This is a genomic window from Allobosea caraganae, from assembly GCF_003351345.1.
Taxonomy (GTDB): Bacteria; Pseudomonadota; Alphaproteobacteria; order Rhizobiales; family Beijerinckiaceae; genus Allobosea; species Allobosea caraganae.
This window is the reverse complement of record NZ_QQTO01000011.1, coordinates 1-16,535: the sequence shown is the minus strand read 5'-3', so window position 1 is coordinate 16,535 and position 16,535 is coordinate 1. Positions and strand designations below refer to the sequence as shown.

The following is a 16,535-nucleotide window of genomic DNA, read 5'->3' as shown; positions in this document are numbered from 1 at the left end:
GCAGTCTCGATCAAAAAACGCTCAAAAGGAGGAAACAACAATGATCAGAATGATTTGCCTGCTTTTCGCACTCCTGTTCGGGTTGCCCGCCCAGGCCCAGCAAAAGGTCGTCTTCGCCTTCGGCAGCGACGGCTTCCTGTTCCTGCCCTACTACGTCGCCGTCGGCGCCGGCTATTTCGAGCGCGAGGGCATCAAGCCCGAACTCGTCGTGCTGAACGGCGGCCCGCTCGCCATGGCGGCAATCCTGTCCGGCGATGCCGACGTGATGGGCTCCGGCATCCATCTCAACATCGAAGCGCAGATGCGCAAGCAGGACGTCAAGGCCTTCGCGGCCCTGGTGACCCATGTCCCTTCGCAGCTGATCATCCAGGGCGACATCGCCAAGAAGGCGGGGATCACCGAGCAGACCCCGATCGCCGAGCGGCTCAAGCTGCTCAAGGGCCTGCGCATCGGCATCACCGGCGTCGGCAGCTCGACCGACAAGTTCCTTCGCTCGATGCTGAACTTCGTCAAGATCGATCCGGAGCGCGACGTCACGATCGTGCCGATGGGCACCGCCGCGCCCCTGCTCGCCGCCTTCTCGCAGAAGCGCATCGACGCCTATGTCTTCTCCTCGCCGACCGCGGAAACCGGCCGGCTGAAGTTCGGCGGCGCGACGCTGGTCAATCTCGGCAGCGGCGAGTTCGAGCCGCTCAAGGACTTCCTCTACAACTGCCTGACCGCGCGGGCCGACTGGCTGAAGAAGAACGCCGAGACCACGCGAAAGATCGTGCGCGCCACGACCTCGGCGCTGGAGCTGATCCAGAAGGATCCGGAAGCTGCCCAGAAGGCTGCGCTGCCCTTCTTCGATAAGCTCGATCCGGCCCTCTACAAGGAGGCCTATCGCCAGTCGATGAGTTCCTACCCGCTCTCGCCGCGCATCGACGAGCCCGGCGTCGAGGCCAACTACGTCTTCGAGGAAGAGGCGGAGGGCAAGCGGCCCAACGTCGACCCGAAGGTCCTCTACACCAACGACTACATCGAGCCGGCCAAGCGCTGACGCTGGCGGTTAGCCGGCTGCAATTCTAGCAAGGGGATAGATTATGCCTAGCGAGTTCACCTGGCGCGGAATCTTCGTCATTCCGCCCACGCCCTTCCATGCCGACCTCTCGCTCGATCTCGAAGGCCTCGACAAGGTCGTCAAGTTCAGCCTCGACTGCGGTGCCCATGGCATCGTCGCCTCGGCCAATGCCAGCGAGTCGGCCTTTCTCTCCGAGAAGGAGCGCTGCGAGGTGATCGAGCGGACGCTGGAGCCTTGCCGCGGCAAGGTTCCGACCGTCGTCGGCGTGTCCAGCCCCTGCGCCAGCATGGCGGTCGAGCTTGCCCGCTTCGCCGCCAAGGCCGGCGCGGACTCGGTCATGGCGATGCCGCCGACGCTGGCGCGACCCTCAGAAGGTGAGATCCGCTCCTTCTACGCGGAACTCGCCCAGGCGACCGATCTGCCGATCGTGATCCAGAACTGGGCCGGCATGGGCGGCACGCCGATGTCGGCCAAGCTCGTCGTCGACCTGGTGCGCGACAACCCGACCTGCCGCTTCGTCAAGGAGGAGACGGAATTCGCCAGCCAGATGATGACGGACATCCTCGCCGTCGCCGGCGGGCCGGTGGAGATGCTCGGCGGAAAGTCGTGCCGGTTCATGGTCGACGAATACCGCCGTGGCGCCTGCGGCAACATGCCGGCGAGCGAATTGCCTGAGATGCAGGTCAAGCTCTGGGACCTGCTGGAGGCGGGCGATCACGATGTCGCCCATGATCTGCATGCCGCACTGCTGCCGTTCCTGACCTTCGAGATCGGCTATGGCGCGCACATGTTCAAGTCGGTGCTGCAGCGGCGCGGCATCATCGCCAGCAACGCCACGCGCCAGACCGGCGGCCGCAGGCTGGACGAGCGCGGCGTCGCCTATCTCGACCATCTCCTGCGCAAGCTGAGCGGGCTGATGCATCCGCTCTATCCGCTCCCGGCCTGAGGAAAGCGGCGATGGCACAGGAAGCCCGGCGCAACCGGCTCGTCGTCCTCACGGGGGACGGCGTCGGCCCCGAACTGACCCGCGAGATGCTGCGGGTCGTCGGCTGGTTCGCAGCCCATCGCGGTTTCGACTGCGAGATCATCGACGAGCCCTACGGCGTGCCGGCCTATCGCAGCCATGGCCGCATGATCCGCGAAGAGGTGCTGGCGGAGCTGCCGAAGGCAGACGCCGTCGTGCTCGGCGCGCTCGGCTCCGCCCGCGACTATGCCGGCATCCCACCGGAAGTGCGCAAGCAGGGCACGGCGCTCAAGCTGCGCCAACAGCTCGACGCCGTTGTCAACCTGCGCCCGGTCAAGGCGAGCCCCCATCTCGACGACGTCTCGCCGCTCAAGCCAGAGATCGTCAGGAATGCCGACCTGCTCTTCGTGCGCGAGCTGACCGCCGGCCTCTATATCGATGGCCCGCGCGGCATCGAGATCGGCGCCGACGGCGCACGCCGCGCCGTCAACACGCAGGTCTTCACCAGCACCCAGATTCGCCGGGGCGCCGGCATCGCCTTCGACATCGCCCGCCAGCGCGGCCGGCGCGTGACGTCCGTCGACAAAGCCAACGTGCTGGAATCCGGCATCCTCTGGCGCGAAGAGGTGCAGGCGCTGCGTGACGCCAGCTATCCCGATTGCGGGCTCGACCACATCTTCGTCGACACCTGCGCCACCGAGCTGGTGCGAGCGCCGACGCAGTTCGAGATTCTGCTCACCGACAACATGTTCGGCGACATCCTCTCAGACTGCGCCATGATGATCGCCGCCTCGCCCGGCATGCTGCCGTCCGCCTCGGTCGGCGAACGTCTGCCGGATGGGCGCCGCAAGGGGTTTTACGAGCCCCTCCATGGCAGTGCGCCAGAGCTGGTCGGCCGCGGCGAGGCCAATCCGCTCGGCACCATCCTCAGCTTCGCCATGGCGCTCGACCTCTCCTTCGGGCGCCCCGAGGATGCGGCGTTGCTCGAGCGCGCAGTCGATCTCGTGCTGGCGCGCGGTAACCGGACTCCCGACATCGCCGGGCCCGGAGCTGCGACGATATCGACAGCCGAGATGACCGCCGCGGTGCTCGACGCGCTCGCGACGCTTTCCGAAACACCGGCCACATAACGGAGGTCAGCATGGGCATGACCGTCATCGAGAAGATTCTTGCCCGCGCCGGCGGCGTGGAAAAGGTGTCTCCGGGCGAGCTCGCGGTCGTCAACGTCGACATGACCGTGATCCTCGACATGAGCTTCCTGCACAATGTCAGGCGCGAATTCCTGAAGCTCAACGATCCCGACAAGACGGCGGTGATCTACGACCACATGGTGCCGGCGCCCGACCGGAATGCCGCGGAAGCGCATGGCTATGGCCGTGCCTTCGTCAAGCGCTTCGGCATCTCGCGCTTCCACGATGTCGGCCCCAACCAGGGCATCTGCCACACGATCATCGCCGAGAACGGCTATGCGCGGCCAGGCACGGTGCTCGTCTGCGCCGACTCGCATACCTGCGCCGCCGGCGCCTTCAACTGCGCGGCGCGCGGCGTCGGCTTTCCCGACATGGTCTATGCCGCCACGACCGGCAAGGCCTGGTTCCAGGTCGGGGAGACGATCCGCTACGACCTCGTCGGCAAGCTCCGGCCGGGCGTCGCGACCAAGGACGTCTTCCTGCATATCGCCGGGCTCTACGGCGATCACGCCAACCAGAATGTCGAGTTCGGCGGCCCTGGCCTCGCCAATCTCAGCATCGACGCCCGCCGCACGCTCGCGACCATGGGTGCCGAGCTCAGCGCCGAGTTCGTGACCTTCGAGCCGGACCAGATACTGATCGACTACATGAGCGGGCGGACCGAACTGCCCTTCGAGCCGGCCTATGCCGATCCGGATGCGCGCTATCTGGCGCGCCACACCATCGACCTCGACGCAATCACGCCACAGGTCGCGCTGCCGGACGCCGTGGTGAACAATTCGGTCTCCGTCGACGATATCGCCGATCAGAAGATCGACCAGGCCTTCATCGGCTCCTGCGCCAATGGCAGCCTGGACGACCTCGCCGAGGCGGCGCGGGTCGTCGCCGGGCGGCAGGTTGCGACCGGCGTGCGCTTCATCGTGACGCCGGGCTCGCAGCAGATCTATCGCCGGGCCCTTGCGGCGGGCTACGTGCAGACCTTGCTGGACGCCGGCGCCGTCGTCACGCCGGCGACCTGCGGCGCCTGCTTCGGCGGCCATATGGGCCTGCTCGGGCCGAACGAGACCTGCATCACGGCGAGTACGCGCAACTTCAAGGGCCGCATGGGCGATCCGTCGGCCCGGATCTTCATGGCTTCGCCCGCGACCGTGGCCGCCTCTGCCATCGCCGGGCACATCGTCCACCCCGACTATGCCGAAGGAGCCCGCTCATGAACGCCGGCAAGGTCTGGACATTCGGCGACAACATCAACACCGACCTGATGTTGCCGGGACCGATGCTCTACGTCTCCGACGAGGAGCAGAAGAACGCCGTCTTCGCTGCCAACCGCCCCGGCTGGGCGCAGATCGTCGAACCCGGCGACGTGCTGGTCGGTGGCCGCAATTTCGGCATGGGTTCCAGCCGCCCGGCGGCACGCTCGCTGCGCAATCTCAAGCTGCGCTGCCTGCTGGCTGAAACGATCAACGGGTTGTTCTTCCGCAACGCCGTGAATTTCGGTTTCGTGGCGCTGGAATGCCCGGGCGTCCATGCGGCGTTCGAGGAAGGCGAGACCGCCGAGATCTCGATCGAGAACTGGACGGTCGTCAATCTGGAGCGCGGTACCCGGCTGGCGATCAAGCCGGTGCCTAAGCAGTTGCTCGACCTGATGACCAATGGCGGCGTCTTCCCGTTTCTGGAGCGTTCGGGCCTGATCGCGCCTGTTGCCTGAACGCATGTTGCCGCAACCGGAATCAGGAACGCTTTTGCACGTGAATTTGCCTTTGACCGCGTTGCAGCGGCGGGTTACGCCGCTCGCATCTGACCCGCGGAGGTTGGTCCCAAGAGTTTCCAGGAAGAGCCAAGCCCATCGATGACGTCGACCCGCTTGAAGCGCAGCCAGATCGAACTCGACACGGAGCTCGCCGGCTCTGCGGCTCCCCTCTACGAACAGGTCTATAACGCCCTTCGCTCGACCATCGCGACCAATCCGCGCGCCGCGGTAGGGGAGGCGCTGCCGAGCGAGGCGGTGCTGTCAAAGCGGTACGGGGTCAGCCGTATCACGGTGCGGCAGGCGCTGCAGATGCTCGCGGCGGAAGGCTTCATCCAGAAGAGCAAGGCGCGTCGCACCCGCATTGCCGTGCCGCCGCAGATCATGCTGCGCAAGCAGATCAGCTCGATCGAGGACATCACGCGTGGCGGCGCGGGGCGCCGCAGCATCGTCAAGTCGTTCCGCCTGGAGGCGCCGGACGAGCAGGTCCGCAAGGGCTTCGAGCTGGACGAGAAGACCAAGCTGCGCTGCCTCAAGCTCGAGCTGCTCTGGCAGGAGCGCCTGATCGGGCATTCGGCGATCTACTTTCATCCGGTCTATGGCGAGCAGTTGACCAAGGCCGATTTCACTGATGCGGTGTTCATCTTCCCGGTACTGCAACGCCGCTTCGGCCTGAAGATCGCGGGCGCCACCGTCCAGGTCTCTGCGGTGCCGGCGAGCGCCACGGACGTGGCGCACCTGAAATGCCCGCCCGGAACCGCCCTGGTCGACCAGACCTTCGTCTTTCGCGACGAGCGCGGCCAGGTCGTGCAGGTCAACCGCAACCAGTTCCTCGGGGAGCACTACACCCTGACATATGAGGTCGGTCAGACCGGACTTGCGCCCGACGCAAATCAGGCGATGTTCGAGCACTAGAGATCGCCTGCCTGCCGCGGTCGTTCTGCTCTGCCCGATTCCGGTGGTGGCCGACCGTCAATCCCGCGCAAATAAAAACCCCGGCGCGCGAGCGCCGGGGAGTGACCGCGAAGCGGACGCTGGGAGAGTCGTCCGGATGATGTCGCGGGAGGTCCTTACTCGGCGGGCACGCCGTGCGGGGTCGGAGCGGCAGCTTGCGTCTCGCGCTGGGCTCTTGCGACGACGCTGCGGCGCCAGGGCTTGAGCACGAGGATGGCGAGGAGCGAGGCGGCGATGTTGGCGCCGGCCGCGATCAGGAAGACGCCGTCCCACGAGTTCTCGGCCTGCTGCAGGTAGTTCGCCAGCGGCACCAGCAGTGCGGCCGTGCCCTTGGCGGTGTAGAGCAGGCCGGCATTGGTCGTGGCGAACTTCGAGCCGAAGGTGTCGGTGCAGGTCGCCGGGAAGAGCGAGTAGATCTCGCCCCAGGCGAAGAAGACGAAGCCCGAGAGCAGCACGAACCAGATGGGATCGTGACCCCAGAGGTAGAGCAGGAAGATGCCGAGGCCTTCCATGCCGAAGGCGATGAACATCGTGTTCTCGCGGCCGATCTTGTCGGAGATCCAGCCGAAGAAGGGGCGGGTCAGGCCGTTCAGGATGCGGTCGATCGTGGCGGCGAAGGTCACCGTGGTCATGGTCAAGCCGATGAGCGTGACGTTGATCTTGTCGATGTGCAGATCGGCCGCGATCGGCTTGAGATTGGCGGTGATCATCAGGCCGCCGGCGCCGACGGCGACGAACATCGCGTACATCAGCCAGAAGATCGGCTGGCGCAGTACTTCACCGGGAGCATAGTCGCGACGGCTCTGCACGTTCGCTGTGGAAGCGGCAGGAGGGGGTACCTGGCCCTTCTTCGGCGCGAGCAGGAAGATGGCCATGGCGCAGATGATGACGGCCTGGCCGATGCCGAAGTTGATGAAGGCGGCTTGGTAGCCCGAGTCGGCGATCATCGACTGGATCGGTGCTACGGTGAGCGCAGAGCCGGCGCCGAAGCCGGCCGCGGTGATGCCGGCGGCAAGGCCGCGCTTGTCGGGAAACCATTTCAGCGCGTTGCCGACGCAGGTGCCGTAGACGGCGCCCGCGCCGATGCCGGCGATGACCTGGCCGACATAGAACATGTTGAGCGATTCAGCGAAGCCGTTGATCAGCCAGCCGATGCCGCAGAGCACGCCGCCGAAGATGACGACGATGCGCGGGCCGTACTGGTCGACGAACCAGCCCTCGATCGGGACCAGCCAGGTCTCGAACAGGACGAACAGCGTGAAGGCCCACTGGATCGCGGCGCGGTCCCAGCCGAATTTCTGCTGGATGTCGGGGACGAAGAAGGTCCAGCCGTACTGGAGGTTGGCGATCATCACCATGCAGATGACGCCGACGAACAACTGCGTCCAACGATAGGCATCGCTGACGCGTTGGCCGGTTTCCCCGGCCTGAAGCGCTGTGGTCATTTCCTACACCTATGAGTTCGTTGCGGTCTGTTCGCGCCGCTTGAACCCAGGTTGGTATATATTATGCCAGATGGCAAGTCAGAAAAGACAGCAAATTTCGAACATGGTCGGTCTCAGGTAACAATATGTGGCATACGTAATGCCAAAATCATGTTTGGATGCCCGCACCGTTTCCGCCAGGCGACTCATGTCCCGGCCAAGATCAGGCGGTGCCGCGCCCGGTTACAAGCAAGACATCCGTAGGGGATGTCGCAGATGTGGAGCGGCGCTCGCCTCCATGCCGGGGGCGTCAGATCAGGAAAAAATCCACGGCCTGCGCGACCACCGCCGGCTGATAGGCGTGCGGCCCGTCATATTCGACATAGGTCACGTCATAGCCGGCTTCGCGGAGCCTGGCGGAATGGGCCCGGCCGCTGCGGTCGATCGGAATCTGCTCGTCCGCCCTCCCGTGCGAGATGAAGACGCGCGGCGCGCCGGCCTGGATGTGCACCGACATGAAGCCGGCCGACGAGGCCACGACATGGCTGACGAGATGGCCGTTGGTCAGGCCGAGCGAGAGCGCGTAGCTGCCGCCATCGGAATGGCCGGCGAAGACGAGATGGGCGGGATCGAGCCGGAAGCGCGAGGCGACCTCGACCAGCGCAGCGTCGAGCCGCTCGCGATCGGGCCCGTTGCCGCCGATGACGATGTCCCAGGTCGGGAAGACCGATTGCGGCACCAGCAGGAGAAAGCCGCGCTGCTCGGCGTGCTGCTGCAACATCGGCAGGATCTTCGCGGCGCTACCGCCGCCGCCATGGAAGAGCACCACCAGCGGCGTCGGCTCGTGCGGATCGACGTTCCCGGGCACGTAGAGCGCGGTGTCGCGCACGTCGAACAGGCCGAGCGCGTTCAGGCCGGCAGGCAAGGGCATGCTCACCGGCGATTGATGAACGAAGTCGAGCCGGCCCAGGAGATGGGGGTCGAGCATGCCGCCTCTCATGGGCCTGGAGGTCGCGATCGCCGTCGCCGCCCGGCCGTGGCAGGCCGGGGGCCAACTGACGACGCGCTGGCGCCATCGACCATGTTCGCGGCGACAGCGCGGCTATCGGGTGAGGAGGCGAGACGGCCCGCTGGTTCGCGCGCCGTCTCGCCGGGTCGGGTCAGGTCGGGAGCGTCAGACGGCGCGCGCCTGATGCAGCTCCTCGATCTGCTGCTGGGTGTAGCCGAGGTCGAGCAGCACCTCGTCGGTGTGCTCGCCCAGAAGCGGCGAGGCCTTCACGTCGACCTTCATGTCCGAGAACTTGATCGGGCTGCCGACGGTCAGGTAGGTGCCGAGCTGCGGATGCGGCACCTCGACGACCGTGCCGCTGGCGCGCAGCGACGGATCGGCCGCGATTTCCTTCATCGACAGCACCGGCGAGCACGGGATGTCGAACTTGCGCAGGATGTCGACCGCCTCGAACTTGGTCTTGTCCGCGAGCCAGACCTCGATCGTGCCGAAGATGTCGAAGATTTTGTCCTGGCGGGCGCGGGCGGTGTTGTAGGCCGGATCCTCGATCCACTCCTCCTTGCCGATGGCGCGGCAGATCGGCGCCCAGGCGTGGCCCTGGATGGTGAAGTAGATATAGGCGTTCGGGTCGGTCTCCCAGCCCTTGCACTTCAGAACCCAGCCCGGCTGGCCGCCGCCGCCGGCATTGCCGCCGCGCGGCACGACGTCCGAGAAGGTGCCGTGCGGGTATTGCGGATACTCTTCCAGGTAGCCGAGCGCGTCGAGGCGCTGCTGGTCGCGCAGCTTGACGCGGCAGAGGTTCAGCACCGCGTCCTGCATGGAGACGGCGACCTTCTGGCCCTTGCCGGTCTTGTTGCGCTGATGCAGCGCCGTCAGGATGCCGATGGCGAGGTGCATGCCGGTGTTGGAGTCGCCGAGCGCGGCGGCGCTGACGGTCGGGGGGCCGTCCCAGAAGCCGGTGGTCGAGGCGGCGCCGCCGGCGCATTGCGCGACGTTCTCGTAGACCTTCAGGTCCTCATAGTGGTGGCCGTCGCTGAAGCCCTTGACCGAGGCGACGATCATGCCCGGGTTGAGCTCGTTGATGCGCGGCCAGGAGAAGCCCATGCGGTCAAGCGCGCCGGGGCCGAAATTCTCGACCAGGACGTCGCTCTCCTTGATCAGCTTCTCGAGGATCTCCTTGCCCTGGGGGGTCTTGGTGTCGAGCGTGAGCGAGCGCTTGTTGCTGTTCAGCATGGTGAAGTAGAGCGCGTCGGCATTCTCGACATGGCGAAGCTGCGAGCGCGTGACGTCGCCGGCGCCGGGGCGCTCGACCTTGATGACGTCGGCGCCGAACCACGCCAGCAACTGCGTGCAGGCCGGGCCGGCCTGAACGTGCGTGAAGTCGATGATCTTGATACCCTCGAGCGGCTGACTCATAGCGTTTAGTTCCCTTCCGACTGCTTCGTTGCGCACTTGCTGCTTTGTTAAGTACTCGAACTTGTTAAGCGCCTGGCCTCGATCTCCGCGCTGATCGTCTTCGCGGGCTCGAAGCGGATGCGTTCAGTCATGTTGCCACGGTCTGAGCGGCCTGGGCCTCGAGTTCTGCCAGACGGCGGCGCATCTGGCGTTCCTCGTTCCATTTCTGGGTCTCGTCGCGAATGACGGCGGTGATGCCGGTGACGGTGTTGTCGGGGCCGAGCATCAGCCCGACCGTGAAGGCGATCGAGAGCGGCCGGCCGTCCTTGTGCAGGGCCGGCACCCGCAGCACGTCGGCGCCGTAGCGCGTCTCGCCCGTGCGCATCGTCTTGTCGTAGCCGGCCCAGTGGTGCTGGCGGTGGCGCTCCGGCGTGATCAGGTCGAGCGACTGGCCGAGCGCCTCGGCCTCGCTGAAGCCGAAGATCCGCTCCGCCGCGTGGTTCCAGACGGTGATGACGCCCTGCGGGTCGGACACGACGATCCCGTCGCCCGCGCGCGCCACCAGCTGAGCGTAGTCAACCGATTGCGACATGCGACTGCCAGCGGCCGCGCCGCTGATCCCTTTTCGACGCCTGCATGCAAGAGGGGGCCGGGTTCGGGATTCCCAGCGCTTCAAGCCACAGGAGCCCTGCCGTCACGGAGGTGTCCGGACGGCCCTGCCCCTCTTGGTTAGGCAACGCTAAGACGTTGCTCATGCTCACGTTTCCTCGGCTCGGTGCCGCCTGGCCCGCTTCGGTCAGCATCCCCGAAGGGGGCTAGTCCGGCAGCTCTATTGGCATTTGGTATGCCACCATGAGAAAGGCGTCAAGAGGACCTATGTCGAAGCCTTCGCCCGCGGTTTCGCGCGCGCGGCTCCGGTCTCCCGGTCAATCCGGCTGCCAGTCGGCTGTTTCAGGCGCGCGCAGGTGGATTTGGGTGAGTGCGGCGCAAATCGGCACGGCCGCCTTGGGCTTTCCGCTCACGCAGAAATGACCCGCGACAAAGTGATGACGCTGGGAGGCCGGCAGGGGCGGAGGTTCCCGTCTTGCGGGTCAGTTGTCCGCGCGGGCTGCCTTGAGCATGTCGAGCTGGGCCGAGACCGTGCTGGCGGCGTCGAGGAAGGCTTTGATCAGCGGGGTGCGGATGAGGTCGCGCGGGCAGGCGACGTATTCGTCGAAGCCGGGGGCCAGCGGCGCGATGCGCACCAGCGTGCAGCGCTCGTCCTCGCCCGCCTCCGAGCGCAGCAGCGGCGCGATGCCGAAGCCACAGGCGACCGCCTCCTTGGTCGCCTCGCGCGTCTCGATCTCGAGGAAGCGCGGCATGCTGTGGTCCTCGGCGATCAGGGCGCTCAGGAAGGTGCTGCGGGTGACGGAGCCCTGCTCGCGCAGGATGATTGTCTCGTGCGCGAGCTCGGCATAGGAGACGAACGCCTTCGCCGCGAAGGGATGGTCGCGATTGACCAGGAGGACGATGTCGTCCCGCCGCAGGAACTGGATGTGGAACTTCCGGTCGCCGGGCTTGAGGTCGGCCAGGATGCCGACATCGATGTCGTAGCGCGCGAGCGCATCGTAGATCGAGGTCGAGTTGCCCGAGCGCAGCGAGAATGTGACGTCGGGATATTTCGTGCCGAGCTCGCGCAGGACCGGAAAGACGTGAAACGGGCCGACGGCGCCGATGCGCAGATGGCCCTTGCTCAGGTTCTGGTGGCCGATCAGCAACTCGCGCGCCTCGTCCTGCGCCGCGTAGATCCGTTCCGTGATCGCCTTGAGATGCGCGCCGAAATCGGTCAGCTCGATCTTCCGGCCGACGCGGCGGAAAAGCTGCACGCCGTAGCCTTCTTCGAGTGTCTTGATCTGGGCCGAGACGGTCGGCTGGCTGATGCCGAGGCGAGCCGCGGCGCGCGTGATGCTCTCCTCCGTGGCGGCGAGGTGGAAGCACCGGAGCTGGGCATCGTTCATGCCCGGGCTCCCGCAAGGTTAACCACCCTATAACGGGCATTGGCCGTTTCTATTGGATTGGCCGGTCGGCGCTCCGCATAGGTCGGAGCATCCAGATCCCCCGTCTGTCCCGCAGGGAAAGAACCGACCATGGCGCACCTCAACCAAATCAACGACCAGCTGCTGCGCATCGGCGTCGACGCGACCAGACAGATCGATCTCAAAGCGGCTTTCGGCGACAGCTATACGACGTTCGCGGTCACGAGCAGCGACGGCACCGCGATTTCCGCCGAGATCGTCAACGGCGTCCTGACTTTGAACGCGACCGGGCTCGGCTTCGCCGACCTCGTGGTGACCGCGACGGGTGCGGGCGGCGCCTCCGTCACGGACAATCTGCGCGTGAATGCCGCCGGCGCCAACGCCTTCACCATCGCGGCGCTGCCGGACACGCAGAACTACACCTCGAACGCTGCGCTGAACCACATCTTCGGCGACATGACGCAATGGCTCGCCGATAACGCCGACAGCCTGAACATCGACTTCGTCATCGGCCTCGGCGACGTCACCGACAACAACAACGCGGCGCAATGGCAGATCGCGTCTGCCGCACTGCATCAGCTCGACGGCAAGATCCCCTATTCGATCCTGCCGGGGAACCACGACCAGGCCTCGGGCGGCTCGGCCGCCAACCACACCACCACCTTCCTCGACAGCCTGTTCTCGCCGGACGCGCAGGCCGCGACCAATCCCGATACGTTCGGCGGCGTCTACGATGCCGAGCCCGAGCGGGCGGCCAACAGTTTCCACACCTTCACCGCGCCGGACGGCACCAAATGGCTGGTGCTGAGCCTGGAATTCGCGCCGCGCGACGACGTGCTGCGCTGGGCCGGCGACGTGCTCGACGGCCATCTCGACCATCGCGTCATCATCGCCTCGCACACGCTCACGACCTATGCCGGCCGCAGCGACCCGATGGCCTCGACGATCGGCGCCGCTCCGGTGACCGATTACGGCGTCGCCAATTCCGCCGAGGGCGCGAATGACGGCGAGACGGTCTATCGCGAGCTGACCAGCAAATATCCCAACATCGTCATGACCCTGTCCGGCCACGTGCTGGGCGACTCGGCCGAGACCAATGTCAGCTACTCGCAGTTCGGCAACACCGTGCTGGAGATGATGGCGGACTACCAGAACGGCTCGACCACCGAGCTCGTCACCAAGGGCGGCGAGGGCGCCATCCGCCTGCTGACCATCGACCCGGATAATGGCCGCATCTTCACCTCGACCTATTTCACCGAGCGCGACGAATACATGACCGGCTATCGCGACCAGGAGGAGATCGACCGCGACGGCTTGACGGGCCCCTATCGCGACCATCAGCAGGAGATCACCGGGCTCGATCTCGGCACGCCCGAGCTCTACGCCCAGGCCAAGGCCGGCAATGACGTCTTCGCCGATGCCGGGGCGGGCGCGAACAGCACGCTCGTCGTGCTCGACGGCCGCGGCACGCTCAATCCCGATCTCGCCCAGTCCTATGAATGGCGCGACGAGGACGGCAACGTCGTGGCGACCGGCGCGCTGGCCAGCGTCGAGCTGGAGACTGGCAAGCACACGCTGACGCTGGTCGTCACCGACCAGAGCGGCAAGGTCTCGACCGACGAGGCGCTGGTCGTGGTCAAGGGCGCCGGCACCTTGCTGGTCGAGAACTTCAACGACGGCGATGCCGAGGGCTGGAGCAAGCCGGCCGCCGCTGCCGCGCCCGACTTCTCCGAGAAGCTCGTCTTCGGCACGGCCGCGCAATTCGGTCTGCCGGCCATGACCGGCGGCCCGAGCAGCGTGATGTCCTTCCCGGCGGCGGCTCCCACCACCGAGGGCTTCCTGATCCGCCCGGATTTCGGTTCGAGCGCGGCGATCAAGAGCTACACGCTCGCCATGGACGTGCTGGTGCCCGTCGCCAACAAGAGCCAGTGGTTCGCCTTCCTGCAGACCGACCCGGCGCAGTCCTCGGCCAATGACGCCGACTTCCTGATCAACAAGTCGGGGGGCATCGGCATCAATGGCAGCTATACCGGCACGTTCCAGTACGGCGTCTGGCAGCGCGTGGTCCTGACCGTCACCGATCTCGGCAACGGCAACTCGACCCTGGCGAAATATATCGACGGCGTGCTGGTCGGCTCGCAGTCGATGCCGACCTCGCGCTACCAGATCGACCCGGTCAAGGGCTTCCTGATCTTCTCCGACAACGCGCCCAACGGCTCCGACCTGCAGACCCAGTCCGGCTATGTCAGCAGCGTCATGTTCGCCGACAAGGCGCTGACGGCGGCCCAAGTCACCGCGCTCGGCAAGGCCGATGCCGACGGCATCTCCGCGACGCAGCCCGCCGGCGGGCATTCCGTCCAGTTCGACTTCAATGCGAGCGCGCCGCTCGAGCCGAGCCATGGCAACGGCCAGTTCGAGGTGATCGAGCCCGACAGCATCTTCGATGCCACGCATTTCGGCACGACGACCGAACTCGGCACCGCCGCGCTCACGGGCGGCGTCGACGAGATCATGGAGTTCCCGGCGACGGCGCCGGACGAGGGCTATCTGCTCAAGCCCGGCTTCGGGCCGGCCAATGGCGGCCCGATCAAGAGCTACACCATCATCTGGGACGTCTTCGCGCCTGAGGCGAAGAACCACTGGATGGCCCTGCTGCAGACCGACCCGACCAACGTCAGCGACGCCGATTTCCTGGTCAACATGGCCGGCGGCATCGGCATCGGCGGCAACTACACCGGCGTCTTCGCCACCGACAAATGGCAGCGCATCGCGCTGACCGTGACGGATAATGGCGACGGCACCGTCACCCTGGCGAAGTACCTCCAGGGCGTGCTCGTCGGCTCGCAATCGATGCCGGCCGACCGCTACCAGATCGATCCGGTCAAGGGCTTCCTGATCTTCACCGACGAGGGGCCGTACCAGAACGACTATGAGACCGTGCACGGCTTCGCCAACAGCGTCTTCTTCACCGACAAGGTGATGAGCGCGGCCGAGATCGGCGCGCTCGGCGGCGCCAAGGCCGGCGGCATCATGGTGGAGGCGGCCATCGACCCGGCCCATGCCGTCCAGTTCGACTTCGACAACGGCAGCCTCGACCCGCGCTTCGGCGACGGCTCGCTCTCGCTCTGGGACAAGAACCACGTCCAGGACCTCGACACCTGGTCCGTGAAGGGCACGATCCACGCGCCCGACTCCGACCCTGCCGCGGGCGAGGGCGCGCTGCACGACCGTAGCGACGCGGCCGGCAAGCTCCTGGTCTGGGATAGCGCCGATGCGATGCACTGGAGCAATTACAGCTACGACGTCTCGCTGAAATCGACCGATAACGACGATATCGGCGTGGTTTTCTACTACAAGGACGCGCAGAACTATTACCGCTTCGTCATGGACAACGAGGGCGTCTCGCGCAGCCTCGTGCGCGTCCAGAACGGCGTCGAGACGGTGCTGGCCCAGGTCTCGGCCGGCTACCGCTTCAATGACGAGCTCGACCTGCGCGTCGTCGTTTCCGGCAACTGGATCGACGTCCTGCTCGACGGCAAGAGCGTCTTCGACGGCCCGGTCACCGATGCGAACCCGCTCTCGGGGGGCTCGATCGGCGTCTATTCGAGCGGGCAGAAGAGCTCGATCTTCGACGACATCACCGTCAACAAGCTCGCTCTCACCGCCCATGGCGAGGGCGACATGCGCGCCATCGCCGAAGAAGGCCACGACGCGGCCCTGGTCCACCTGACGGCGGAAAGCTCGTTCGGGCCGGATGCGATTGTCAGCTATCGCTGGCTCGTCGGCGGCGAGGTCGTCGCCGAGACGCGCGACGCGGCGGTCGAGCTCGCGGTCGGCACCAAGCAGGTCGTGCTTGAGGTCACCGACAGCACCGGCAAGGTCTCGACCGATACGATTGCAGTCGACGTTGTCGATCATGGCGCCGTGCTGATGCAGGACGGCTTCGACACTGGCCCGCTCTCCGACGTCTGGACGATCCTCGACGAGGGCACGATCAGCGGGCCGTCGAACTGGGTGGTCGAGAACGGGCGGCTCTATCAGAAGTCGAACATCTACAGCGAGCAGCTTACGGCCGGCGGCCCGAGCAATGCCGATGATTGGCAGAAGGGCTGGAGCCCGCTCGGCGACGGCAACTACATCCTGCGCAAGGGTACGATCGCGATCTATGACGCGGAAGCGGCCGGCGCCTATGCCTGGAAGGACTATTCGGTCGAGACCTCGTTCAAGACGCCTGACGACGATGGCCTCGGCCTGGTGTTCTATTATCAGGACCCGAACAACTATTATAAGCTCGAGCTGAACCACCAATTCCAGGTCTGGACCCTGGTCCGCCTGCAGGATGGCGTCGAGGAAGTGCTCGGCCAAGCCTGGAACAAGTACGCAGTCAACCGGGAGACGAGCCTGCGCGTCGACATCGTCGACCACAAGATCTCGGCCTTCATCGATGGCGAGGCGCTCTTCCCCTATGCGATCGAGGATCGCGGGCTGAATGGCGGTACCTTCGGCCTCTATTCCTGGGGCAGCCAGGGGGTGAATTTCGACGACGTGACGGTGGTCTCGCTCGCCGAGGTGCCTGACGCCCCGGTCGCGACGCCGGGCGACGACCTCCTGACGGGTACGGCTGGGGACGACGCGCTGAGCGGCCTAGCTGGCGACGACGTTCTGAGCGGCTTGGCGGGCAACGACACGCTCGACGGCGGGGCGGATGACGACACGCTGCTCGGCGGCGAGGGCAACGACGCGCTCGCGGGCGGCAGCGGCGACGACGACCTCGACG

General features: G+C 66.0%; 12 protein-coding genes. 7 read left to right on the top strand and 5 right to left on the bottom strand.

The window, feature by feature from the left end:
- Nucleotides 1–40: 40 nt before the first annotated feature.
- The 6 genes from DWF00_RS04975 to DWF00_RS04950 all read left to right on the top strand — a co-directional run bounded on the left by DWF00_RS04975 (nt 41) and on the right by DWF00_RS04950 (nt 5,876).
- Entirely contained in the window at nt 41–1,039 is a 999-nt protein-coding gene (locus DWF00_RS04975; RefSeq protein ID WP_114831671.1) for an ABC transporter substrate-binding protein, read from the top strand.
- A gap of 43 nt (nt 1,040–1,082) precedes the next feature.
- A complete protein-coding gene (locus tag DWF00_RS04970) occupies nt 1,083–2,006 on the top strand; it encodes a dihydrodipicolinate synthase family protein (protein WP_114831670.1) in 924 nt (307 codons plus the stop codon).
- Between the two features lie 11 nt (nt 2,007–2,017).
- Entirely contained in the window at nt 2,018–3,154 is a 1,137-nt protein-coding gene (gene leuB / locus DWF00_RS04965; protein ID WP_114831669.1) for a 3-isopropylmalate dehydrogenase, read from the top strand.
- A gap of 11 nt (nt 3,155–3,165) precedes the next feature.
- Nucleotides 3,166–4,428 carry a 3-isopropylmalate dehydratase large subunit gene (locus DWF00_RS04960; RefSeq protein WP_114831668.1) on the top strand — a complete coding sequence of 421 codons (1,263 nt, stop codon included), beginning with the start codon at nt 3,166–3,168 and terminating at the stop codon, nt 4,426–4,428.
- Entirely contained in the window at nt 4,425–4,922 is a 498-nt protein-coding gene (locus DWF00_RS04955; RefSeq protein WP_114831667.1) for a LeuD/DmdB family oxidoreductase small subunit, read from the top strand. Before DWF00_RS04960 ends, DWF00_RS04955 begins: the two co-directional genes overlap by 4 nt.
- 141 nt (nt 4,923–5,063) lie before the next feature.
- Nucleotides 5,064–5,876 carry a GntR family transcriptional regulator gene (locus DWF00_RS04950; RefSeq protein WP_114831666.1) on the top strand — a complete coding sequence of 271 codons (813 nt, stop codon included), beginning with the start codon at nt 5,064–5,066 and terminating at the stop codon, nt 5,874–5,876.
- A gap of 155 nt (nt 5,877–6,031) precedes the next feature.
- Here the strand turns inward: DWF00_RS04950 and oxlT are convergent, their stop codons facing one another.
- The 5 genes from oxlT to DWF00_RS04925 form a co-directional block, all read right to left on the bottom strand.
- On the bottom strand, nt 6,032–7,360 hold the full coding sequence (gene oxlT, locus DWF00_RS04945; protein WP_114831665.1) for an oxalate/formate MFS antiporter: 1,329 nt from the start codon (nt 7,358–7,360) through the stop codon (nt 6,032–6,034).
- 289 nt (nt 7,361–7,649) lie between these two features.
- Nucleotides 7,650–8,327, bottom strand: a complete 678-nt coding sequence (locus DWF00_RS04940; RefSeq protein ID WP_114831664.1) for an alpha/beta hydrolase — start codon at nt 8,325–8,327, stop codon at nt 7,650–7,652.
- A 186-nt stretch (nt 8,328–8,513) separates the two neighbouring features.
- On the bottom strand, nt 8,514–9,764 hold the full coding sequence (frc, locus tag DWF00_RS04935) for a formyl-CoA transferase (RefSeq protein WP_114831663.1): 1,251 nt from the start codon (nt 9,762–9,764) through the stop codon (nt 8,514–8,516).
- A 127-nt stretch (nt 9,765–9,891) separates the two neighbouring features.
- Nucleotides 9,892–10,335 (bottom strand): PAS domain-containing protein, encoded by a 444-nt coding sequence (locus DWF00_RS04930; protein WP_114831662.1) that lies wholly within the window; start codon nt 10,333–10,335, stop codon nt 9,892–9,894.
- A 499-nt stretch (nt 10,336–10,834) separates the two neighbouring features.
- Nucleotides 10,835–11,740, bottom strand: a complete 906-nt coding sequence (locus DWF00_RS04925; RefSeq protein WP_114831661.1) for a LysR substrate-binding domain-containing protein — start codon at nt 11,738–11,740, stop codon at nt 10,835–10,837.
- Between the two features lie 129 nt (nt 11,741–11,869).
- Here DWF00_RS04925 and DWF00_RS04920 point away from each other — a divergent pair.
- A partial coding sequence (locus tag DWF00_RS04920; RefSeq protein WP_114831660.1) for a metallophosphoesterase occupies nt 11,870–16,535 on the top strand: 4,666 nt, incomplete at its 3' end.

Coding starts and splice junctions, on each gene's coding strand:
- DWF00_RS04975 (WP_114831671.1), top strand. CDS start 41: ATGATCAGAATGATTTGCCTGCTTTTCGCACTCCTGTTCGGGTTGCCC.
- DWF00_RS04970 (WP_114831670.1), top strand. CDS start 1,083: ATGCCTAGCGAGTTCACCTGGCGCGGAATCTTCGTCATTCCGCCCACG.
- leuB (WP_114831669.1), top strand. CDS start 2,018: ATGGCACAGGAAGCCCGGCGCAACCGGCTCGTCGTCCTCACGGGGGAC.
- DWF00_RS04960 (WP_114831668.1), top strand. CDS start 3,166: ATGGGCATGACCGTCATCGAGAAGATTCTTGCCCGCGCCGGCGGCGTG.
- DWF00_RS04955 (WP_114831667.1), top strand. CDS start 4,425: ATGAACGCCGGCAAGGTCTGGACATTCGGCGACAACATCAACACCGAC.
- DWF00_RS04950 (WP_114831666.1), top strand. CDS start 5,064: ATGACGTCGACCCGCTTGAAGCGCAGCCAGATCGAACTCGACACGGAG.
- oxlT (WP_114831665.1), bottom strand. CDS start 7,360: ATGACCACAGCGCTTCAGGCCGGGGAAACCGGCCAACGCGTCAGCGAT.
- DWF00_RS04940 (WP_114831664.1), bottom strand. CDS start 8,327: ATGCTCGACCCCCATCTCCTGGGCCGGCTCGACTTCGTTCATCAATCG.
- frc (WP_114831663.1), bottom strand. CDS start 9,764: ATGAGTCAGCCGCTCGAGGGTATCAAGATCATCGACTTCACGCACGTT.
- DWF00_RS04930 (WP_114831662.1), bottom strand. CDS start 10,335: ATGTCGCAATCGGTTGACTACGCTCAGCTGGTGGCGCGCGCGGGCGAC.
- DWF00_RS04925 (WP_114831661.1), bottom strand. CDS start 11,740: ATGAACGATGCCCAGCTCCGGTGCTTCCACCTCGCCGCCACGGAGGAG.